This window comes from Acinetobacter sp. ANC 3903 (assembly GCF_002135315.1).
Taxonomy (GTDB): Bacteria; Pseudomonadota; Gammaproteobacteria; order Pseudomonadales; family Moraxellaceae; genus Acinetobacter.
Map to the genome: position 1 here is coordinate 264,518 of NZ_NEGA01000001.1, position 17,046 is coordinate 281,563.

Consider the following 17,046-nt stretch of genomic DNA (forward strand, 5'->3'; position numbering starts at 1 on the left):
TCCAATCTTAATCCTTAGTTTTTAAACTGTTTTTTTCTTTGCTGAACCTAGTTTTTTCCTTTTATGGTGTTCAACAAAGCATCCATTTGCACGAATTAAACCATATATAGCCTATTTCGTATCCGGGATGCTAGTTTTATCTTTGAATGAACAGTCTATTTGCTTTTTGATATCCTCGTGGTAAGAGTTGACCTTTACTGCCTCGCTTACCAATATATTTTTGAAGATCATCGCCTTTTAGTTTTAATTGTTGCTGTCCAGCAACTACTTGAATTATTTCATCTAAATTAAGCATTGTCATGGATACAATTTGATCTTTTGTTTCGAGTTGTATCAATTTATTACCTTTACCTTTATTCAGACTTGGTAATTCTGACAAATCGACCACCAGCATACGTCCCGCTGAACTAAGCAAGGCTACATGGGTCGCCTGTTCTATTGCCTGCAGTGGCATTGCTTTAGCATCTTCCGGCACAGTCAGGAAGGATTTACCGGCTTTGGCATTGGTATCCAGCTGTTTCGCCTGGGTTTTAAAACCATAACCTTTGGAACTTAAGGCCAAAACTTCCGTTTCATCCTCAGCAATAAAGATTTGAATAAACCCGACGCCGCTGGCAGGTGATAGTTTGGAACTTAAAGGTTCACCCAAACCACGCGCCGAGGGCAGACTGTTAATGGCCAGCGCATAACTTCGACCGGTATCGTCCAGTACATAGACCCGTTGATTAGACTTACCCTGGGCATGACTTAAATATTGGTCGCCGGCACGGAAGTTGAGATTTTCAGCATCGACCTCATGGCCTTTGGCAGAGCGAATCCAGCCGGCTTCAGACAACACCACAGTCACCGGATCGGCCGGCAACATGTCCTGTTCATTGATGGCAAGTGCTTCAGCACGTTTTACAATTGGTGAACGACGGTCGTCGCCAAACTTTTTCGCATCTTCTTTTAATTCATTGATGATCAATGCTTTTAAAGATTCAGGATTGGCCAGTTGTTCACGAATAATGGCTGCTTTTGCTTCCAGTTCTTCCTGTTCACGGCGCATTTCCATTTCTTCAAGTTTAGCCAAATGACGTAACTTGAGTTCTAAAATGGCTTCGGCCTGAATTTCATCAATATTAAAGTGAGACATCAATACCGGTTTAGGCTGATCTTCTTCACGAATAATACGAATCACTTCATCAATGTTTAAATAGGCAATGATCAGACCTACAAGAATATGCAGGCGTTTTTCAATTTTATTTAAATGATATTGCAGACGGCGGGTTACGGTATTTTTACGAATCTCGATCCATTCCAGCAGGATACGACGAATCGATTTCACTTGCGGACGGCCATCAGCACCAATCATGTTCATGTTGACACGATAGCTGGATTCCAGATCGGTAGTGGCAAATAGATGACTCATCACCGCTTCGGCATCAATGCGGTTGGAACGCAGCACAATCACCAGACGGGTTGGATTCTTATGATCCGATTCGTCACGCAGGTCACTGACCAATGGCAATTTTTTTGCCTGCATCTGATCGGCAATCTGGGTAATGACTTTGGAACCCGACACCTGATACGGCAAGTCGGTAATCACGATTTCATTTCTTTCTATTTTATAGACCGCACGGGTACGGTAACTGCCACGACCTGTGGTTTGTATTTTGAGCAATTCTTCAGGTGAAGTAATAATTTCCGCTTTGGTGGGCAAGTCAGGCGCTGGAATATACTCAGCCACTTTTTCATCGGACAGATTCGGATTACGAATCAGGGCGATGGTGCCTTTGACCACTTCGCGCAAGTTATGCGGGGGAATATCGGTGGCCATGCCGACTGCAATCCCGGTGGTGCCGTTCAATAAAATATTCGGTACGCGTGCAGGTAAATTCACCGGCTCTTTCATGGAACCATCAAAGTTGTCCTGCCAGTCACAGGTACCCTGCCCCAGTTCAGACAACAGCACTTCACTGTATTGCGACAGCTTGGCTTCGGTATAACGCATCGCCGCGAAGGATTTCGGATCATCCGGTGAACCCCAGTTACCTTGACCTTCAATAAAAGGATAACGATAACTGAATGGCTGTGCCATCAGCACCATGGCTTCATAACAGGCAGAGTCACCATGCGGATGGTACTTACCCAGTACATCACCCACGGTACGGGCAGATTTTTTTGGCTTGCCGCTATGCTTTAAGCCCAGTTCACTCATCGCGAAGACAATACGACGCTGTACCGGTTTTAAACCGTCACTGATATGCGGCAATGCACGATCCATAATCACGTACATGGCATAGTTAAGGTAAGCTTGTTCAGTAAATTCGGCTACGGAACGATTTTCTGTCGCATGATGCACAAGGCTGGTCATAAAAGCGTGAAATCCTAAATAATTCGTTTTTGTATCTACGTTGTTATGCTATGTCGCAGGTGCAGACTACACAAGGGCAGTAACCCACACTCTGCGACAAATTGTGTCTTATGGACTAAAAATATCCATTTTATAAGGGTCAATCAACTAAAAAATCGGCAATTTTATAAACCGATCGACTCCAGGGTTTTGCCTTTGGTTTCTTCACCCAGCACCAGAATGATCAGTGCCACGGCAATTAAAACTGCGGTAAACATCATAAACACATAGCTAAAACCATGATCTAGCACCATCATATGAGTCACTGCAAAGGGTGCAAAAATACCGCCAATACGGCCAATCGCTCCGGCCCAACCTGAACCGAAGGCACGAATATTGGCTGGATACTGTTCTGGGGTATAGGTATATAGCACGCCCCAAGCACCCAGATTAAAGAAGGACATCAAACAGCCCCACACCACAATCTGGGTCACATTGTCCGATTGACCAAAGAAGTAGGCAGACAGTGCACACATCCCAATAAAGCCTGCAAGCGTAGCCTTACGACCTAACTTTTCAACGAGCCAAGCTGCTACTAAATAACCCGGAAGCTGCGCTAAAATCATCACCAGCACATATTCAAAAGACTGCACAATGGTATAGCCTTCTTTGACCAGCAAACTTGGCAGCCAGGTAAAAATACCGTAGTAGGAAAATACGATCCCAAACCAGATCAGCCATAGCATCAGGGTACGACGGGCAAAAATGCCGGACCAGAGCTGAGAGAAGCTAATGTCATGCTTTTCAGCCACCGGTTTAACTTCAAAAATTTCAATCACTTCCACGCCACATTGTGCTTCAATCTTTTTGACCAAAGCATGTGCTTCTTTATGTCGACCACGGTTAATCAGGTACGGAACCGATTCCGGGACCATTTTCCAGATCACGATTGCATACAGCGCAGGAATCCCGCCAATCAGGAAAGCGGCATGCCAACCAAAATCAGGAATAATAAAACGCGAAACCAGTGCTGCAACCAGCCAGCCCAAACCCCAAAAGCTTTCCAGCAACACAATAAAGCGCCCGCGGACATGGGCAGGAATATATTCACTCACCAGCGTTACAGCCACAGGCAACTGACCACCCAGTCCAAGTCCGACAATGAAACGGAACACCAATAACCAGGTCAGGTTCGGCGCAAAAGCACAAGCAGCAGTGGCCAGACTATAAATCACCAGGGTTGAGGCAAAGACCGTTTTACGTCCCCAACGATCCGCAAGGCCGCCTGAACACACCGCACCAATTGCCATGCCGATAAAACCGATGGAAACCACCCAGCTTTTATCATCCGGGGTCATGGCCCAGTCTTCGGCCATTTTGGCCAGAATAAAGGAAATCAATCCGGTATCCATGGCATCAAACATCCAGCCCAGACCGATCACCCATAGCAAGGTATAGTGAAACTTACCAATCGGTAAGCGTTGTATGCGTGAGACTAAATCCATAACAAGAGCTCTGATTTGGTGAAAGAATAGATGCTGCTTTCCCAACAGGATTTATAGTTGTATTGATTTTTATACGCCAATTTACAGATGATGACCGCTTATTTCGTCAGTCATTCATCCTGTTGCGGTCATTTTATGAAGCATCTTTGGAAGATGCGGACTGGTCATCGTCATCTTTATAGATAAATTTCGGCATTTCCAGACCAAAATAGATCGCGATGCAGCGCAAAGAGAAACCGAAGATTAAGGTCGAAATAACCGTGACTTCCAGCGAGAAGCCAATATCTTGACAAATCCAATAACAAATCACGGAAACAAAGGAAATACTGGCATACAGTTCACGGCGGAAGACTAAAGGCACGTCGTTACAGAGAATATCGCGCAGAATACCGCCGGATACTCCGGTTAACACCCCGGCGACCGCGGAAACCACAAAACCATGCCCCATTTGCAAGGCAATCTGACAGCCAATGATGGTAAAACCAATTAGCCCCAAGGCATCAAGAATCAAGAAGATAGAACGTAAATGGCGCATCCATTTGGCAATCAGGATGGTGACAAAGGCAGCCACACAGGTTAGCACCAGATATTCGGGATGCTTGACCCAAGTCAGCGGATAATGTCCCAGCAGCACATCGCGAACCGAGCCTCCACCCAGTGCAGTCACACAGGCGATCAGCGTTACACCAAACCAATCCATACTACGCCGGCCTGCCGACAGTGCGCCTGTCATAGCTTCAGCCGTAATCGCAATAATATAAATGACCAATAGCAACATTGCCCTGCTTCCAGTGAGGGTTATCGATGCGCGCTATTCTAAGACAAATCTAGATGAAAGTTATAAAAATTGCGTACAACATTGCTTAAATTTTTTCCCTGAACCACAAATACAGGGCTGTTTCATGGTGATGTGCATATTTGTGGTCGGATCAAGGAAATACCATGCACCTTCATGCTTCACAAAATGTGAAATTTCATGATGAACCTGAACCTGTTTGCCATCATGATAATGGGCCTTAAATTCAACCTGGGCATGCTGTTTATCCAGTTTTTCCTGAGCCTGGACCACTTCAAGCTTGAGCCACTGGTTGGCTTTACTCCAGTCGGCAATCGCAGCCACATCCAGCGCCTGTTGCTGGCCTAATGCGGTGGTTTTAACAATGTAGTCAATTTCATGCTTGGCAAAAGCGCTATAACGCGAACGCATCAACTGTTCTGCGCTTTGCGCTTGGGCCTGCCCCAAATGGAGTGGCTGGCAACAGCTGGCGTAATCGCCTCGACCACATGGACACTGTGTTTCTGACATCAATTTTTTTCCATTTAAATGAGCAATAAAATAGCCCGACGATGCGGGCTATTTTAATTCAATCTTGCTGTTTAAAGCTCATCTGTGCAGAATGAAATTAATCTTCAGCCGCATCTTGATTGAGCGGGATGATATGAACTTTATCAATTTTATGGCCTTCCATGGTGACAACCTCGAAGATATAGTTGTCTGCTTCAAGCTTGGCGCCACTTTCCGGCAAACGCCCCAGATGGAACAGGATATAACCGGACAAGGTCGAATACTGTTCAGATTCATCCACCAAATCACAACCTAAAAGCAAGGACACATGACGAATATCGGTCGAACCTTCCAGGATTAAAGTCCCATCTTCCAGACTTTCGGCAGCCGTTTCAAACTCGTCTTCATCCGGGAATTCACCGGCAATGGCTTCAAGTACATCAATCGGGGTGGCAATCCCTTCAATTGAACCATATTCATTCAATACAATTGCTATTTGTAACGGTGCCTGGCGTAACTGCTCCATCACCATCAACACCTGGGCATTTTCATGCACAATCACCGGTTCACGTAAATGACCTTCAAAATTCAGCTTTCCGGTTTCGATATAATCGTTCATGACTTTATGGGTCAGCACCACACCGGCAATATTGTCCAGTTCGCCATGTGCCACAATCAAGCGCGAATGGGTGGTGCTTAATAACTGTTCTTTAATGGAAGCATCATCTTCATCCAGATCAATCCATTCCAGTTCAGGACGCGGGGTCATCACCGATTTCACTGGCCGCTCCGACAGTCCAAGTACCCCTTGCACCATCACGCTGTGATAAACACCATTATCTTCATTAAAGACTTCATCGGCAAAGGCACGGGTTGCCAGCACATCTTCAGCTTCATTATTTTGCGATTCTGACTTACCACCCAGCATGCGCATCACGGCAGAAGCAGTACGGTAACGCAAGTCGGTAGTGGTGACCATCTTTTCCTGATTACGGCGCATGGTTTGGTTAATAAATTCCACCACCACAGAGAAACCAATTGCGGCGTATAGATAGCCTTTAGGAATATGGAAACCGAACCCTTCTACAATCAAGGAGAAACCAATCATCATCAAAAAGCCGAGGCATAGAATCACCACGGTCGGATGCTTGTTGACGAAATTCATCAGCGGTTTCGATGCCCACAGCATGATACCGACAGCAATCACCACTGCAATCATCATCACCGACAGGTCTTTGACCATGCCGACTGCAGTAATCACGCTATCCAGAGAGAATACTGCATCAAGCACGACAATCTGAACAATCACCATCCAGAAGGCGGCATGCACAGGATTGTCTTCTTTTTGCGGCTGAACGCCTTCTATGCGCTCATGCAATTCCATGGTGCCTTTAAATAAAAGGAACACCCCCCCAAACAGCAGAATCAGGTCACGACCGGAAAAAGGATGATCTAAAACATGGAACAATGGTTGGGTTAAGGTGACTACCCAGGCAATGGATGCAAGTAAAATCAACCGCATACATAAAGCCATGATTAAGCCGACAATACGGCCTGCATTGCGCTGTTCTGGCGGCAGTTTTTCCGCCAAAATCGCAATAAAAACCAGGTTGTCGATACCCAGCACAATTTCTAAAACCACTAAAGTTGCCAAGCCAATCCATGCTGATGGATCTGACATCCACTCAAAGATCATTGGATGTTCTCCTGTGCAGGATGATGATGGACTGATTTTAGAAAGTTCATATTAAAATCGCTGAATATGCGATGAACAGCATTCTGTATATTTTTTGCGGAAGCATTGAAGTGTTCAGAGCGAGGACAACCACTACCCATGTTGATTCATTTGTTGGAAAACAGATTTTTAGTATAGCAAGATGAAGTAGAAATTCATCCTTTTTTCCGTACTGCGCTGTTATTTCACTCACCCAATTTCAACAATTTTTTGCAAAATCTATATAAGGTTGATCACGCCGTGTCATATTTGGCGCTTAAGCTAGAGACTGAAAAAATAAAATGCTATGGTAAAAATATAATGATGAACAGTGTATTAAAAATGACTCCCAAACATAACAATCCTACTCCCAAAACAACTCAAGCTTTAATTGCCCTTTACTGTGGTTCACGTTCAGGCAATAAACCGATTTATCAGGAAAAAGCCATCGCTTTGGCTCAGGCGCTGGCAGACTTGGGCTTCGGCATGGTCTATGGCGGCGCAAGTATTGGCCTTATGGGACAAGTGGCAGATGCAGTCAGACAGCGTGGCGGTGAAACGGTCGGGGTGATTCCTGAGTTTATGCTGGATTATGAAATCGCGCATCACCAGCTGACCGAGTTACACATTGTACAGAGCATGCATGAACGCAAAGCCATGATGGCCGAGCGTGCCAGTGCCTTTGTGGCTTTGCCAGGTGGCTTGGGCACCTTTGAAGAAATTCTGGAAATTGCCACCTGGGGACAGTTGAATCAGCACCAGAAACCCATGATGTTGTATAACGTGAATGGCTTTTATGATGCCCTGATTAGCCAGCTGGATCATGCCGTTACTGAAGGCTTTTTACCGCCGCAGCATCGGGCCAAACTGATTATCTGCAATCATGCCGACCAGATTCTCAATGCCATTAAAAATCTGGGTGCCCCGAAACACTTCGCCATTTAAGTCCCTTTCCAACAAACACAAAAAAGCAAACTACAGACAGTGCTGTCCTATAATGGATAGCACAACTTTTTCTTACACCATCTTGATTGGATTGCTTTAAACTCTGTAAAAAATCACTTTAATATTTTTATGAACGCCACACCTTCGCATCAAGCCCTACAACCTGAATTCCGACTGCTGGTTCTGTTGGTATCGATCGGCTTTTTTATGCAAGGTCTGGACACCACCATTGTCAATACCGCAATTCCGGCGATGGCAGCGAATCTGAATGAAGACCCGCTACAGATGCATGGCGTGGTGGTGGCCTATGTGCTTTCGGTCGCTGCCTGTATTCCCTTAAGCGGCTGGCTGGCCGACCGTTTTGGCGTACGCAATACCTACTTTACAGCCATTATTGTGTTTACCTTGGCCTCACTGGGCTGCGGACTTTCCAGCAGTTTAAACCAGCTGCTCTTTTATCGGGTTATTCAAGGGATTGGTGGTGCATTGTTACTTCCGGTAGGCCGGCTGGCGATGCTCAAGGTCATTCCGCGCAGCCAGTTTTTATCGGCCATGAGCTTAATGAGTTTGGCCGGTCTGGTCGGCCCGCTGATTGGCCCGACACTGGGCGGCTGGATGGTCGAAGTGGCGACATGGCACTGGATTTTTCTCATCAATATTCCGATGGGGTTTCTAGGGGTTCTCATCACCGTTAAAGCCATGCCGAATGTGACCGAGCCTAACGTCAAAAAATTTGATTTTTCAGGTTTTATTTTACTGGTCATTGCCATGGTCGGACTTTCACTGGGCATTGAAAATTTTGCCAGCCCTCCTCAGTCACTATGGTGGAGTATTACTCTGGTGATTGCCGGGATATTTGCAGCTATCCTTTATGCCATTCATGCACATACCCATCATAATGCGCTGTTTCGTAGCACATTATTTAGCAATCGCATTTATGCCATTGGTATTGTGGGTAATTTCTTTGCGCGTCTCGGCGGCAATGCCATGCCCTTTCTGATCCCGCTGATGTTGCAGGTCGCCTTTGGCTTTGAACCCTTTATTACCGGTCTGTTGATGATTCCGACCGTACTGGGTTCCCTGGCCTCCAAGCCGATTATCCGGCAGATTATTCAACGCTTTGGTTATCGTAAAGTATTGTTGGTCAATACCTTATTGGTCGGAACATGTATTGCCAGTTTTGCCCTGAGCACGGCGGAGACTCCGATCTGGTTAAGAACCTTGCATTTCTTTGTTTTTGGCATGCTGAATTCTTTGCAGTTCGTTTCCATGAATACCCTGACCCTAAAGGATTTACCGCAACAGGATGCCAGCAGTGGCAACAGTTTCCTGTCGATGATCATGATGGTGTCGATGAGTATAGGGGTGGCTTTAGCCGGCACCTTGGTGAACCTGTTTACGGCCTATTTCGGTCCTGAACAGCTGGTGATGGCTTTTCATAGCACCCTGATCCTCCTCGGCTGCATTAACCTGATTACCGCAGCCATTTTCTGGCAAATTCCACGCCACACCCCGGTATAATCAGATGGCATCAGAAACAACGTGGTCTGAATGTTCAGATCGCGTTATCATGTGCTTGATAAAACATCACAAATTATTTTATGCCTAAAAAACGATTCGCCAAATCCAATCATCACAAGCTGTATGCCTCTTGCATTGGCCTCATGCTGAGCTGTGTTGCAATCGTATTGTATGTTTTTGTCTTGCATCATAATCCTGCTTCGGCACAGGAATATCCGGTCAAAGGTTTTGATATTTCACATCATCAGGGCGATATTCAGTGGCAACAAATTTCCCCCAAGACCTATCGATTTGTCTATCTGAAAGCTACCGAAGGCGGCGATTTTAAAGATCAAAAATTTCAGGACTATTGGTTACAAGCCCGTGAACAGGGTTTGACTGTGGGTGCCTATCATTTTTACCGTTTATGCCGTGATGGCGCAATTCAGGCACAAAATTTTATTGAAACCGTGCCCAATAAAGCCGATGCCCTGCCACCGGTGATTGATCTGGAATATGACAGTCACTGCATCAACACCTATACCAGAGAACAGCTACTTAAAGAAATTCAGGTGATGCATGATCGACTATCTCAGCATTATGGCAAACAACCGATTTTTTATACCTCCAAAGCCTTCTATAACATTATTTTGGCTGGGGAATTTACAAAAACACCACTTTGGGTACGTGAATACAAAGGCAAACCGGATTTAAAAGGCAATCCGAAATGGCTGTTCTGGCAGCATACCAATCAGGGACAAATTAAAGGCATCCCTAAAGAAGTGGACTTGAATGTATTTAATGGCGATGAAGAAGACTGGATGCACTTTTTAGAAGACAATGGTGTCTATCCAATGAAAAAGGTTGAAAATTTACCTAAAAAATAACAAGATAAGCTTTAATCTTAATCCAAAATAAAAACAAAACTGCACAAAAAAACGGTAAAACTATGGCAATTCAAAAGGGATTTTGGCTGGCATTCGGCATCAGCATACTTATTCTGGTGGCTGTCGTAGTTTTGCTACTGCAACCTTCAGGTCAAGTGTCTGATTTTCAAAAATGGTAATATCCGGCATCTGCACAAGCAGCCACATCTTCCAAGCTCAAGGTCAAATTCTTTGGCGTTTCCACCCTGCTTTTTGATGATGGCCAATCCCAGATCTTGATTGACGGTTTCTTTAGCCGTCCTTCCATTGGACAGGTGCTGTTCACCAAAATCCAAAGCCAACCCAAAATTCTTAAACAAGTCATAGCTCAATGTCAGTTACAGCGTACTCAAGCCATCCTGGTGACCCATTCACATTATGATCATGCTCTCGATATTGCCGAACTCGGAAAACAGCTCCCGAACAGCAAAATTATTGGTTCAAACAGCAGCTTAAATATTGCCCGCGGCGGGCATGTTGCAGAACAGCAACTGCTACCCGTCCAGCCTTTTAAACCTATGCTGTTTGGCCAGTTTAAGATCACCGCCATTCCGTCACAACATACGCCGCCTACTGCCGTGAACAATGACTTGGGAGAGGAAATTACCCAGCCACTGCAACTTCCCGCCCGCTTCTCGGCATTTAAAGAAGGCCATAGTTTTGACTATCTGATTGAACATTCAGGTCAGCGCATTTTAGTCAAAGCCAGTACCGATGCTATACCGGATCAACTGAAAAATTTAAAGGTGGATATTTTATTTTTAGGCATTGCCCAGTTGTCACGCCAATCGGAAGGGTTTCAGCAAAACTATCTCGATCAAACCTTAAAACCTAAAGTGGTTATGCCTATTCATTGGGATAATTTTTTCAAGCCGATTGACCAGCCTTTGGAATTTTTACCGTACCTGGCAGATCACACCGAGCAAAGTCTAAATATCCTGATTCAAGCGGCTGAACAACAACACACCCGGCTGGTTCTACTCAGTCAACCTGTGTCGTATCCACTTGATCCTGCTCTACAATCTGATCGATGAAGATGAGATACTAGCCCAGCATGTACAAGCAGAATTTGGGACTGCATGAGAAAAATCATTCACATCGATATGGATGCCTTTTTTGCATCCGTGGAACTGAAAGATCGGCCAGAGTTAAAGCATTTGCCTGTGGTGGTGTCTTCACATCATCCACGGGCAGTGATTTGTGCAGCCTCCTACCCTGCGCGCGAGTTTGGCTTGCGCTCTGCCATGTCGATGTCACAGGCCCGAAAGCTTTGTCCACATGTAATCGTGATTGAGCCCAATTTTGAAAAATATCGTGACATTTCTGCGCAAATTCATCAGGTGTTTCAACATTACACACCACTCATTGAGCCTTTATCTTTAGATGAAGCTTATTTGGATGTGACTGAAAATCTGAAAAATATTCCAAGTGCCACCGAAGTGGCCATGCAGATAAGGGAAGATATTTTCCAAGCGACTGGTTTAACCGCCTCTGCCGGAGTCGCGCCAAATAAATTTTTAGCTAAAATTGCTTCAGACTGGAACAAACCGAATGGTATTTGTGTGATTAAGCCCTCACAGGTGCAGCATTTTATTCAGGATTTACCACTGAAGAAAATTCCCGGTGTGGGAAAAGTAATGCAAGAAAAGCTCAAGCTGCTGCAATTGCAAACACTGGGAGATTTACAAAAAATTGAGCAAAATATGCTGGTTCAGCATTTTGGCAAATATGGCAAGCAGCTTTTTCTCTATGCTCAAGGGATTGATGAACGTCCGGTTCAGGCGGAGCGCGAACGCCAACAAATTTCCAAAGAAACCACCTTTGATGATGACCTGACCTTAACCCAATGCCAAAACTCTTGGCCTCGACTGATTGACCAAGTCTGGAACAGTTTAGAACGCAAACAACTTTGCGCACGCGGGGTTTCAGCTAAACTCAAGTTAAAAAATTTTCAGGTCTTACAGCACAGCAAGAGTTTCAAACAGCCTTTGCAAAATCGGCAACAACTGGAACAGGTGTTGCAACAGCTACTCATAGAAATGCATATTCCAGAACATTTTCAATTTCGCCTCATTGGCGTTGGGCTGTATCAGCTTTCCGATCAGCAAGATCAGTCACAGCTTTCTCTTTGGTAAGATTTGCATGTTTTTCAACCAAAAGAATGTAATTAGACCAATTGATTACACACAACAGGTATTTTTGCGGTACTCTATGGGCGCGATACATTTATCCATGTAAACGCCGAGATGCTAAAAATCACCTTTACTTTTAGCATGCTGTCCTGTGATTGGCGTGACGATCAAATCCGAATGTTACAGGGCAACTCTGTTGAACAGCATGGCTTCTCTCTTCTGCCTCTTACATATCTTTTTACACCTCTCTATACATTCTTAAAAAACAGTCTATTTCAGGCTGCACTGATCATTTTATAAATACGGCTGTCGATTAGTGTAATTTGCTGCTGCATGTTCTAATTTTCCTGTTAATTTTAAAAATCTCTTCTGCAACAGCTTTAGCTTAACCATGGCTGCTCGATAAATGATTTACGCTAAGAGCTCATGGCATTATGATGTTGCCATCTAACTGGCTGCAGGCTTGTATGACCAAAATATGGCTCGCAGCAATTATGCCGAAAATACAGGACTTATATTATGACAGTACAACGCCTGCATGTTGAAAAGCGCTTTTCTGAAATTGCCATTTCAGGCAACCTGGTACATCTGGCTGGTCAATTGGCTGCAGATACCACGCTGGATATTAAAGGTCAGACCCGGCAAACTCTGGAAATTATTGATCGCTTGCTGGCAGATGCTGGTACAGACAAGAGCCAGATTATGTCTGTGACCATTTATTTAAAAGATATTGAAAAGGACTACGCAGCAATGAATGAAATCTGGGATGCCTGGGTGGCTGATATTGAAGCCCTGCCCCGTACCTGTGTCGAAGCCAAGCTGTATGCCCCTGATGTTTTGGTGGAAATGACGGTTACTGCTGTTCGTACATCGAATTAAAAATGCAAAAAAAAATAAGCATGAATATCATTCATGCTTATGCTGATTTAACCTAACATTCGGATTTTCTTTCGGCCCAAATCTGGATAAAAATCATACTTTTTTATTGAAGCTTCTGTTAACTCATCTAGCTGAAAATCAGTAGGATTTTCAATTAAAAAATCTTGTCTTAACTGAAAATATTCCGGTACATCTTCATAGCGAATCACCCGATACCCGGCCATCGCCAACAGCGCATCCTGATATTGGGCATTTTGCGGATGCCGTAAGGCCATAGGATCATCCAATGCAATAATGGCAAGCACCTGATGATGTTCATCCAGAATCACAAAATCTGCCACCATATTGCGATATTTATGGCGGGTACGGCTGTATTTGGTCGTCAGCAAGGCATCAAATGAAACATGAACCAACACGGTACTGCGCGGCAATATTTCTTTAAGGCGTGTAAAGGTTATCTGTTCACTAATATTAAAAATAGCCCTTTGTTTTAAAGCACTATCTTGCTGTTTAGCACTACCTTCCAGACTTTTCCAAGCCTTCAGCAGAATACCAAACAGAAGTAAACTTCCGACCAAAATATAAATTATCATCCTCTTAATCCTTTAATTTTTTATAGTCTTTCCGGTGTCACACCGATGCTTGTTATCAACCTCAGTATACAACGCTTATTTTTATTAAATATTTCAAGCAAACGAACTGCATTCAATCATGACAAAATCATTATAAATGCTGACAAAAATTTGCACTGATTTTATTTTTTACATCTATGCCTAGGATTCATCCATTATCTGACACCGAATTACTGTAGCTCAAGGTACAGTAGGGATGCAAGACTACTTTTGAATATTGTCCTACAATTCCGATGAGCTGTTTTCATTAGAGGGCTATTTAATTGAATGATAAAAAAAGAACGCCTAAGCGTCCTTTTTTTATTTTTAAATCAAGCTTTTGACTTAGGCTTAGATTTAATTTTGGATTTAGAACCAGAAAATGGACGTTTTTCCCCAGTTTCACGTGGTGGTAAGCCAGTATGTTGGGTCAGGATCTGGCCTTTTTTAGGACGATTATTGCCATTTGTATTGGCAACATTACGTGATTGATTACGTGCAGTATTTTCACCGGTACGTTTTGCAGAATCCCCGGCTACAGTCGAGTTTTTCTTGCGTGCCGACTGATATTGCCCTTCTGTGCCTTGCGGTTGATAGCTCGGAATCAGATGTTGTTTCGAATTACCAATCAAGTCTGAGCGGCCCATTTCTTTCAAAGCTTCACGTAACATTGGCCAGTTATTTGGATCATGGTAACGCAAGAAAGCCTTGTGCAAGCGGCGACGTTTCTCACCTTTCACAATATCCACATTTTCAGTATAACGCGCCACTTTTGCCAGCGGGTTTTTACCAGTATAATACATGGTGGTTGCCGTTGCCATTGGCGATGGATAGAAGGTTTGTACCTGATCGGCACGGAAACCATTCTTTTTCAACCAAATCGCCAGGTTCATCATGTCGTAATCAGTCGTGCCAGGATGCGCTGCGATGAAGTAAGGAATCAGATACTGTTCTTTACCGGCTTCTTTACTGAAACGATCAAACATTTGTTTGAAACGGTCATAGGTACCGATGCCCGGTTTCATCATCTTCGATAATGGACCTTTTTCGGTATGCTCCGGCGCGATTTTCAAATAACCACCGACGTGATGGGTCACCAATTCTTTGACATATTCAGGATTCAATACCGCAAGGTCATAACGCAACCCTGAACCGATCAAAATCTTCTTAATGCCTTTTAACGCACGTGCTTTTCGGTACAGCTGGGTCAATGGTGCATGATCGGTATGCAAGTTTTGACACACGCCCGGGAATACACAAGAAGGCTTACGGCAATTTTTCTCGATCTCAGGATCTTTACATGCCAAACGGTACATGTTTGCGGTTGGACCACCCAAGTCAGAAATAATACCGGTGAAACCAGGTGCGGTATCACGAATCTTTTCCACTTCGCGTAGGATCGATTCTTCTGAACGGTTTTGGATAATGCGGCCTTCATGTTCTGTAATTGAACAGAAAGTACAGCCACCAAAACAGCCACGCATGATGTTCACTGAGAACTTGATCATGTCGAATGCCGGGAAACGCGCATTACCATAAGCTGGATGTGGCAGACGTGCATAAGGCAAGTCAAACACATAGTCCATTTCTTCTGTGGTCAATGGAATTGGTGGAGCATTTAACCAGACATCACGCTCACCATGCTTTTGTACCAGGGCACGAGCATTCCCTGGATTGGTTTCCAAGTGCAAAATACGGTTGGCATGGGCATAAAGCACAGGATCATTAACCACTTCTTCAAATGCAGGCAAACGAATCACCGCCAGTTCACGTGATGGCAATTTGTGTTTAATTGCTTTGGATGCGGGCTGTAACTGTACAATTTGCGTGTCTGCATCCAGATTGTCACCTTCACGAACAATTTGATTCGTAACAATTTCTTTTTGGAAATTTTGGTATTGGGTTAAAGAATTACCCTTATCTTTTTCAATTTCACAGCCATCTAAATCTTCAGTCATCACATAAGGATTGATGATCGGATCAACACGACCAATAGTATCGACATCATTCGATGCAATTTCTACAAACTTGGCTTTAGATGGACGGTTTAACTTATTCACGATAAATGCAGTGCCACGAACATCAGTAATTTCGTGAATTTTTTCGCCTTTGGCCAAACGATGCATTACTTCAGTAATCGAACGCTCACCATTACCATACATGAGAAGATCTGCTTTAGAATCCATCAACACTGAACGACGGACTTTGTCTGACCAATAGTCATAATGTGCAATACGACGCAATGAAGCTTCAATACCGCCTAAAAGCACAGGCACATCGGGATAAGCTTCACGCACACGTTGGCAATATACGGTTGCGGCACGGTCAGGACGTTTATTCGCTACGTTATCTGGAGAATAAGCATCATCTGAACGGATTTTACGGTCAGCAGTATAACGGTTGATCATGGAATCCATATTCCCTGCCGTTACACCCCAAGCGATATTCGGTTTACCCAAGACACGGAACGCATCCACGCTGGTCCAGTCCGGCTGGGCAATAATGCCGACACGGAAACCCTGCGCCTCAAGCACACGGCCAATAATGCCTGAACAGAATGATGGGTGATCAATATAAGCATCACCACAAACTAAAATAAAATCGCAGCTATCCCAACCGAGTTGATCCATCTCCTCGCGTGACATCGGCAAAAATGGCGCAGGTTCAAAACAGGACGCCCAATATTTGTCGTAATCAAACAACGCTTTTGGCGCAGTCTGCATGGTATAAGCAGTAGACATGGCTAGCAATTCTCGGCTGGCAGATGATAGGAGATCTAAAATTAGATCAAAGATGAAAGCCGAGCATTTTAGCATGAATTCGACTCAGCTTGCTTGATTATAATTTATACAAAACCAGTGGTTTAATTTATTCTCCCAAAATAATCACTTCAGTTGAAAAAGCTTCTCCAGTAAGTGATCACTTATATAGTTAAACACACTAATTCATTTGAAATATGAAAATTGGATGGGATAAGGTTTGAAATATTTTAAAGTAAGCAAACTGCAGACTCTGATGCTGCTGATGCTTAGAATGTTTGGACTAGAATCTTAGGAGCTAAATATCCCCCGGACAAAAAAACACCCCCTGATTTGATCAGGGGGTGTTTAGAATAATGAGCTGGCGATGACTTACTCTCACATGGGTAATCCCACACTACCATCAGCGCTAAGAGGTTTCACTTCTGAGTTCGGGAAGGGATCAGGTGGTTCAC

The 17,046-nt window shown here is 44.2% G+C and carries 12 protein-coding genes, 1 rRNA gene and 1 pseudogene; 6 read left to right on the forward strand and 8 right to left on the reverse strand.

The genetic code is table 11. The features are described 5' to 3' along the window. Positions 1-136 precede the first annotated feature (136 nt). The 5 genes from parC to B9T29_RS01265 form a co-directional block, all read right to left on the reverse strand. Positions 137-2,356 carry a DNA topoisomerase IV subunit A gene (gene parC, locus B9T29_RS01245; RefSeq protein WP_086174169.1) on the reverse strand — a complete coding sequence of 740 codons (2,220 nt, stop codon included), beginning with the start codon at positions 2,354-2,356 and terminating at the stop codon, positions 137-139. A 164-nt stretch (positions 2,357-2,520) separates the two neighbouring features. Continuing rightward, a complete protein-coding gene (locus B9T29_RS01250; RefSeq protein ID WP_086174170.1) occupies positions 2,521-3,840 on the reverse strand; it encodes an MFS transporter in 1,320 nt (439 codons plus the stop codon). 133 nt (positions 3,841-3,973) lie between these two features. After that, on the reverse strand, positions 3,974-4,618 hold the full coding sequence (locus B9T29_RS01255) for a trimeric intracellular cation channel family protein (protein WP_086174171.1): 645 nt from the start codon (positions 4,616-4,618) through the stop codon (positions 3,974-3,976). A gap of 60 nt (positions 4,619-4,678) precedes the next feature. Continuing rightward, positions 4,679-5,146 carry a YchJ family protein gene (locus tag B9T29_RS01260; protein ID WP_086174172.1) on the reverse strand — a complete coding sequence of 156 codons (468 nt, stop codon included), beginning with the start codon at positions 5,144-5,146 and terminating at the stop codon, positions 4,679-4,681. Positions 5,147-5,243: 97 nt separating this feature from the next. After that, positions 5,244-6,821, reverse strand: coding sequence for a TerC family protein (locus B9T29_RS01265; RefSeq protein WP_086174173.1), 1,578 nt, complete (start codon positions 6,819-6,821; stop codon positions 5,244-5,246). A 342-nt stretch (positions 6,822-7,163) separates the two neighbouring features. On the opposite strand from B9T29_RS01265, the gene B9T29_RS01270 reads away from it, so the two are divergent. The 6 genes and pseudogenes from B9T29_RS01270 to B9T29_RS01295 all read left to right on the forward strand — a co-directional run bounded on the left by B9T29_RS01270 (position 7,164) and on the right by B9T29_RS01295 (position 13,221). Further along, entirely contained in the window at positions 7,164-7,784 is a 621-nt protein-coding gene (locus B9T29_RS01270; RefSeq protein WP_086174194.1) for a TIGR00730 family Rossman fold protein, read from the forward strand. Between the two features lie 129 nt (positions 7,785-7,913). Then, positions 7,914-9,305, forward strand: a complete 1,392-nt coding sequence (gene mdtD / locus B9T29_RS01275; protein WP_086174174.1) for a multidrug transporter subunit MdtD — start codon at positions 7,914-7,916, stop codon at positions 9,303-9,305. Between the two features lie 80 nt (positions 9,306-9,385). Beyond that, positions 9,386-10,171: a GH25 family lysozyme gene (locus B9T29_RS01280; RefSeq protein ID WP_086174175.1), complete on the forward strand. Its 786-nt coding sequence runs from the start codon at positions 9,386-9,388 to the stop codon at positions 10,169-10,171. Between the two features lie 62 nt (positions 10,172-10,233). After that, positions 10,234-11,244, forward strand: a pseudogene (locus B9T29_RS01285) (MBL fold metallo-hydrolase). Positions 11,245-11,289: 45 nt separating this feature from the next. After that, positions 11,290-12,345 (forward strand): DNA polymerase IV, encoded by a 1,056-nt coding sequence (dinB, locus tag B9T29_RS01290; protein WP_086174176.1) that lies wholly within the window; start codon positions 11,290-11,292, stop codon positions 12,343-12,345. Between the two features lie 516 nt (positions 12,346-12,861). Further along, complete coding sequence (locus B9T29_RS01295; RefSeq protein ID WP_086174177.1) at positions 12,862-13,221, forward strand: RidA family protein; 360 nt, start codon at positions 12,862-12,864, stop codon at positions 13,219-13,221. Between the two features lie 47 nt (positions 13,222-13,268). On the opposite strand, the gene B9T29_RS01300 is transcribed toward B9T29_RS01295, so the two are convergent. The 3 genes from B9T29_RS01300 to rrf all read right to left on the reverse strand — a co-directional run. After that, positions 13,269-13,814, reverse strand: coding sequence for a DUF2726 domain-containing protein (locus tag B9T29_RS01300; RefSeq protein WP_086174178.1), 546 nt, complete (start codon positions 13,812-13,814; stop codon positions 13,269-13,271). A 350-nt stretch (positions 13,815-14,164) separates the two neighbouring features. After that, on the reverse strand, positions 14,165-16,573 hold the full coding sequence (locus B9T29_RS01305) for a YgiQ family radical SAM protein (RefSeq protein ID WP_086174179.1): 2,409 nt from the start codon (positions 16,571-16,573) through the stop codon (positions 14,165-14,167). A gap of 377 nt (positions 16,574-16,950) precedes the next feature. After that, positions 16,951-17,046: ribosomal RNA gene (rrf, locus tag B9T29_RS01310) — 5S ribosomal RNA — on the reverse strand; the annotation flags it as partial.

Excerpts from the sequence above, each read along its gene's own strand:
- parC (WP_086174169.1), bottom strand. The coding sequence starts at position 2,356 with ATGACCAGCCTTGTGCATCATGCGACAGAAAATCGTTCCGTAGCCGAA.
- B9T29_RS01250 (WP_086174170.1), bottom strand. The coding sequence starts at position 3,840 with ATGGATTTAGTCTCACGCATACAACGCTTACCGATTGGTAAGTTTCAC.
- B9T29_RS01255 (WP_086174171.1), bottom strand. The coding sequence starts at position 4,618 with ATGTTGCTATTGGTCATTTATATTATTGCGATTACGGCTGAAGCTATG.
- B9T29_RS01260 (WP_086174172.1), bottom strand. The coding sequence starts at position 5,146 with ATGTCAGAAACACAGTGTCCATGTGGTCGAGGCGATTACGCCAGCTGT.
- B9T29_RS01265 (WP_086174173.1), bottom strand. The coding sequence starts at position 6,821 with ATGATCTTTGAGTGGATGTCAGATCCATCAGCATGGATTGGCTTGGCA.
- B9T29_RS01270 (WP_086174194.1), top strand. The coding sequence starts at position 7,164 with ATGAACAGTGTATTAAAAATGACTCCCAAACATAACAATCCTACTCCC.
- mdtD (WP_086174174.1), top strand. The coding sequence starts at position 7,914 with ATGAACGCCACACCTTCGCATCAAGCCCTACAACCTGAATTCCGACTG.
- B9T29_RS01280 (WP_086174175.1), top strand. The coding sequence starts at position 9,386 with ATGCCTAAAAAACGATTCGCCAAATCCAATCATCACAAGCTGTATGCC.
- dinB (WP_086174176.1), top strand. The coding sequence starts at position 11,290 with ATGAGAAAAATCATTCACATCGATATGGATGCCTTTTTTGCATCCGTG.
- B9T29_RS01295 (WP_086174177.1), top strand. The coding sequence starts at position 12,862 with ATGACAGTACAACGCCTGCATGTTGAAAAGCGCTTTTCTGAAATTGCC.
- B9T29_RS01300 (WP_086174178.1), bottom strand. The coding sequence starts at position 13,814 with ATGATAATTTATATTTTGGTCGGAAGTTTACTTCTGTTTGGTATTCTG.
- B9T29_RS01305 (WP_086174179.1), bottom strand. The coding sequence starts at position 16,573 with ATGTCTACTGCTTATACCATGCAGACTGCGCCAAAAGCGTTGTTTGAT.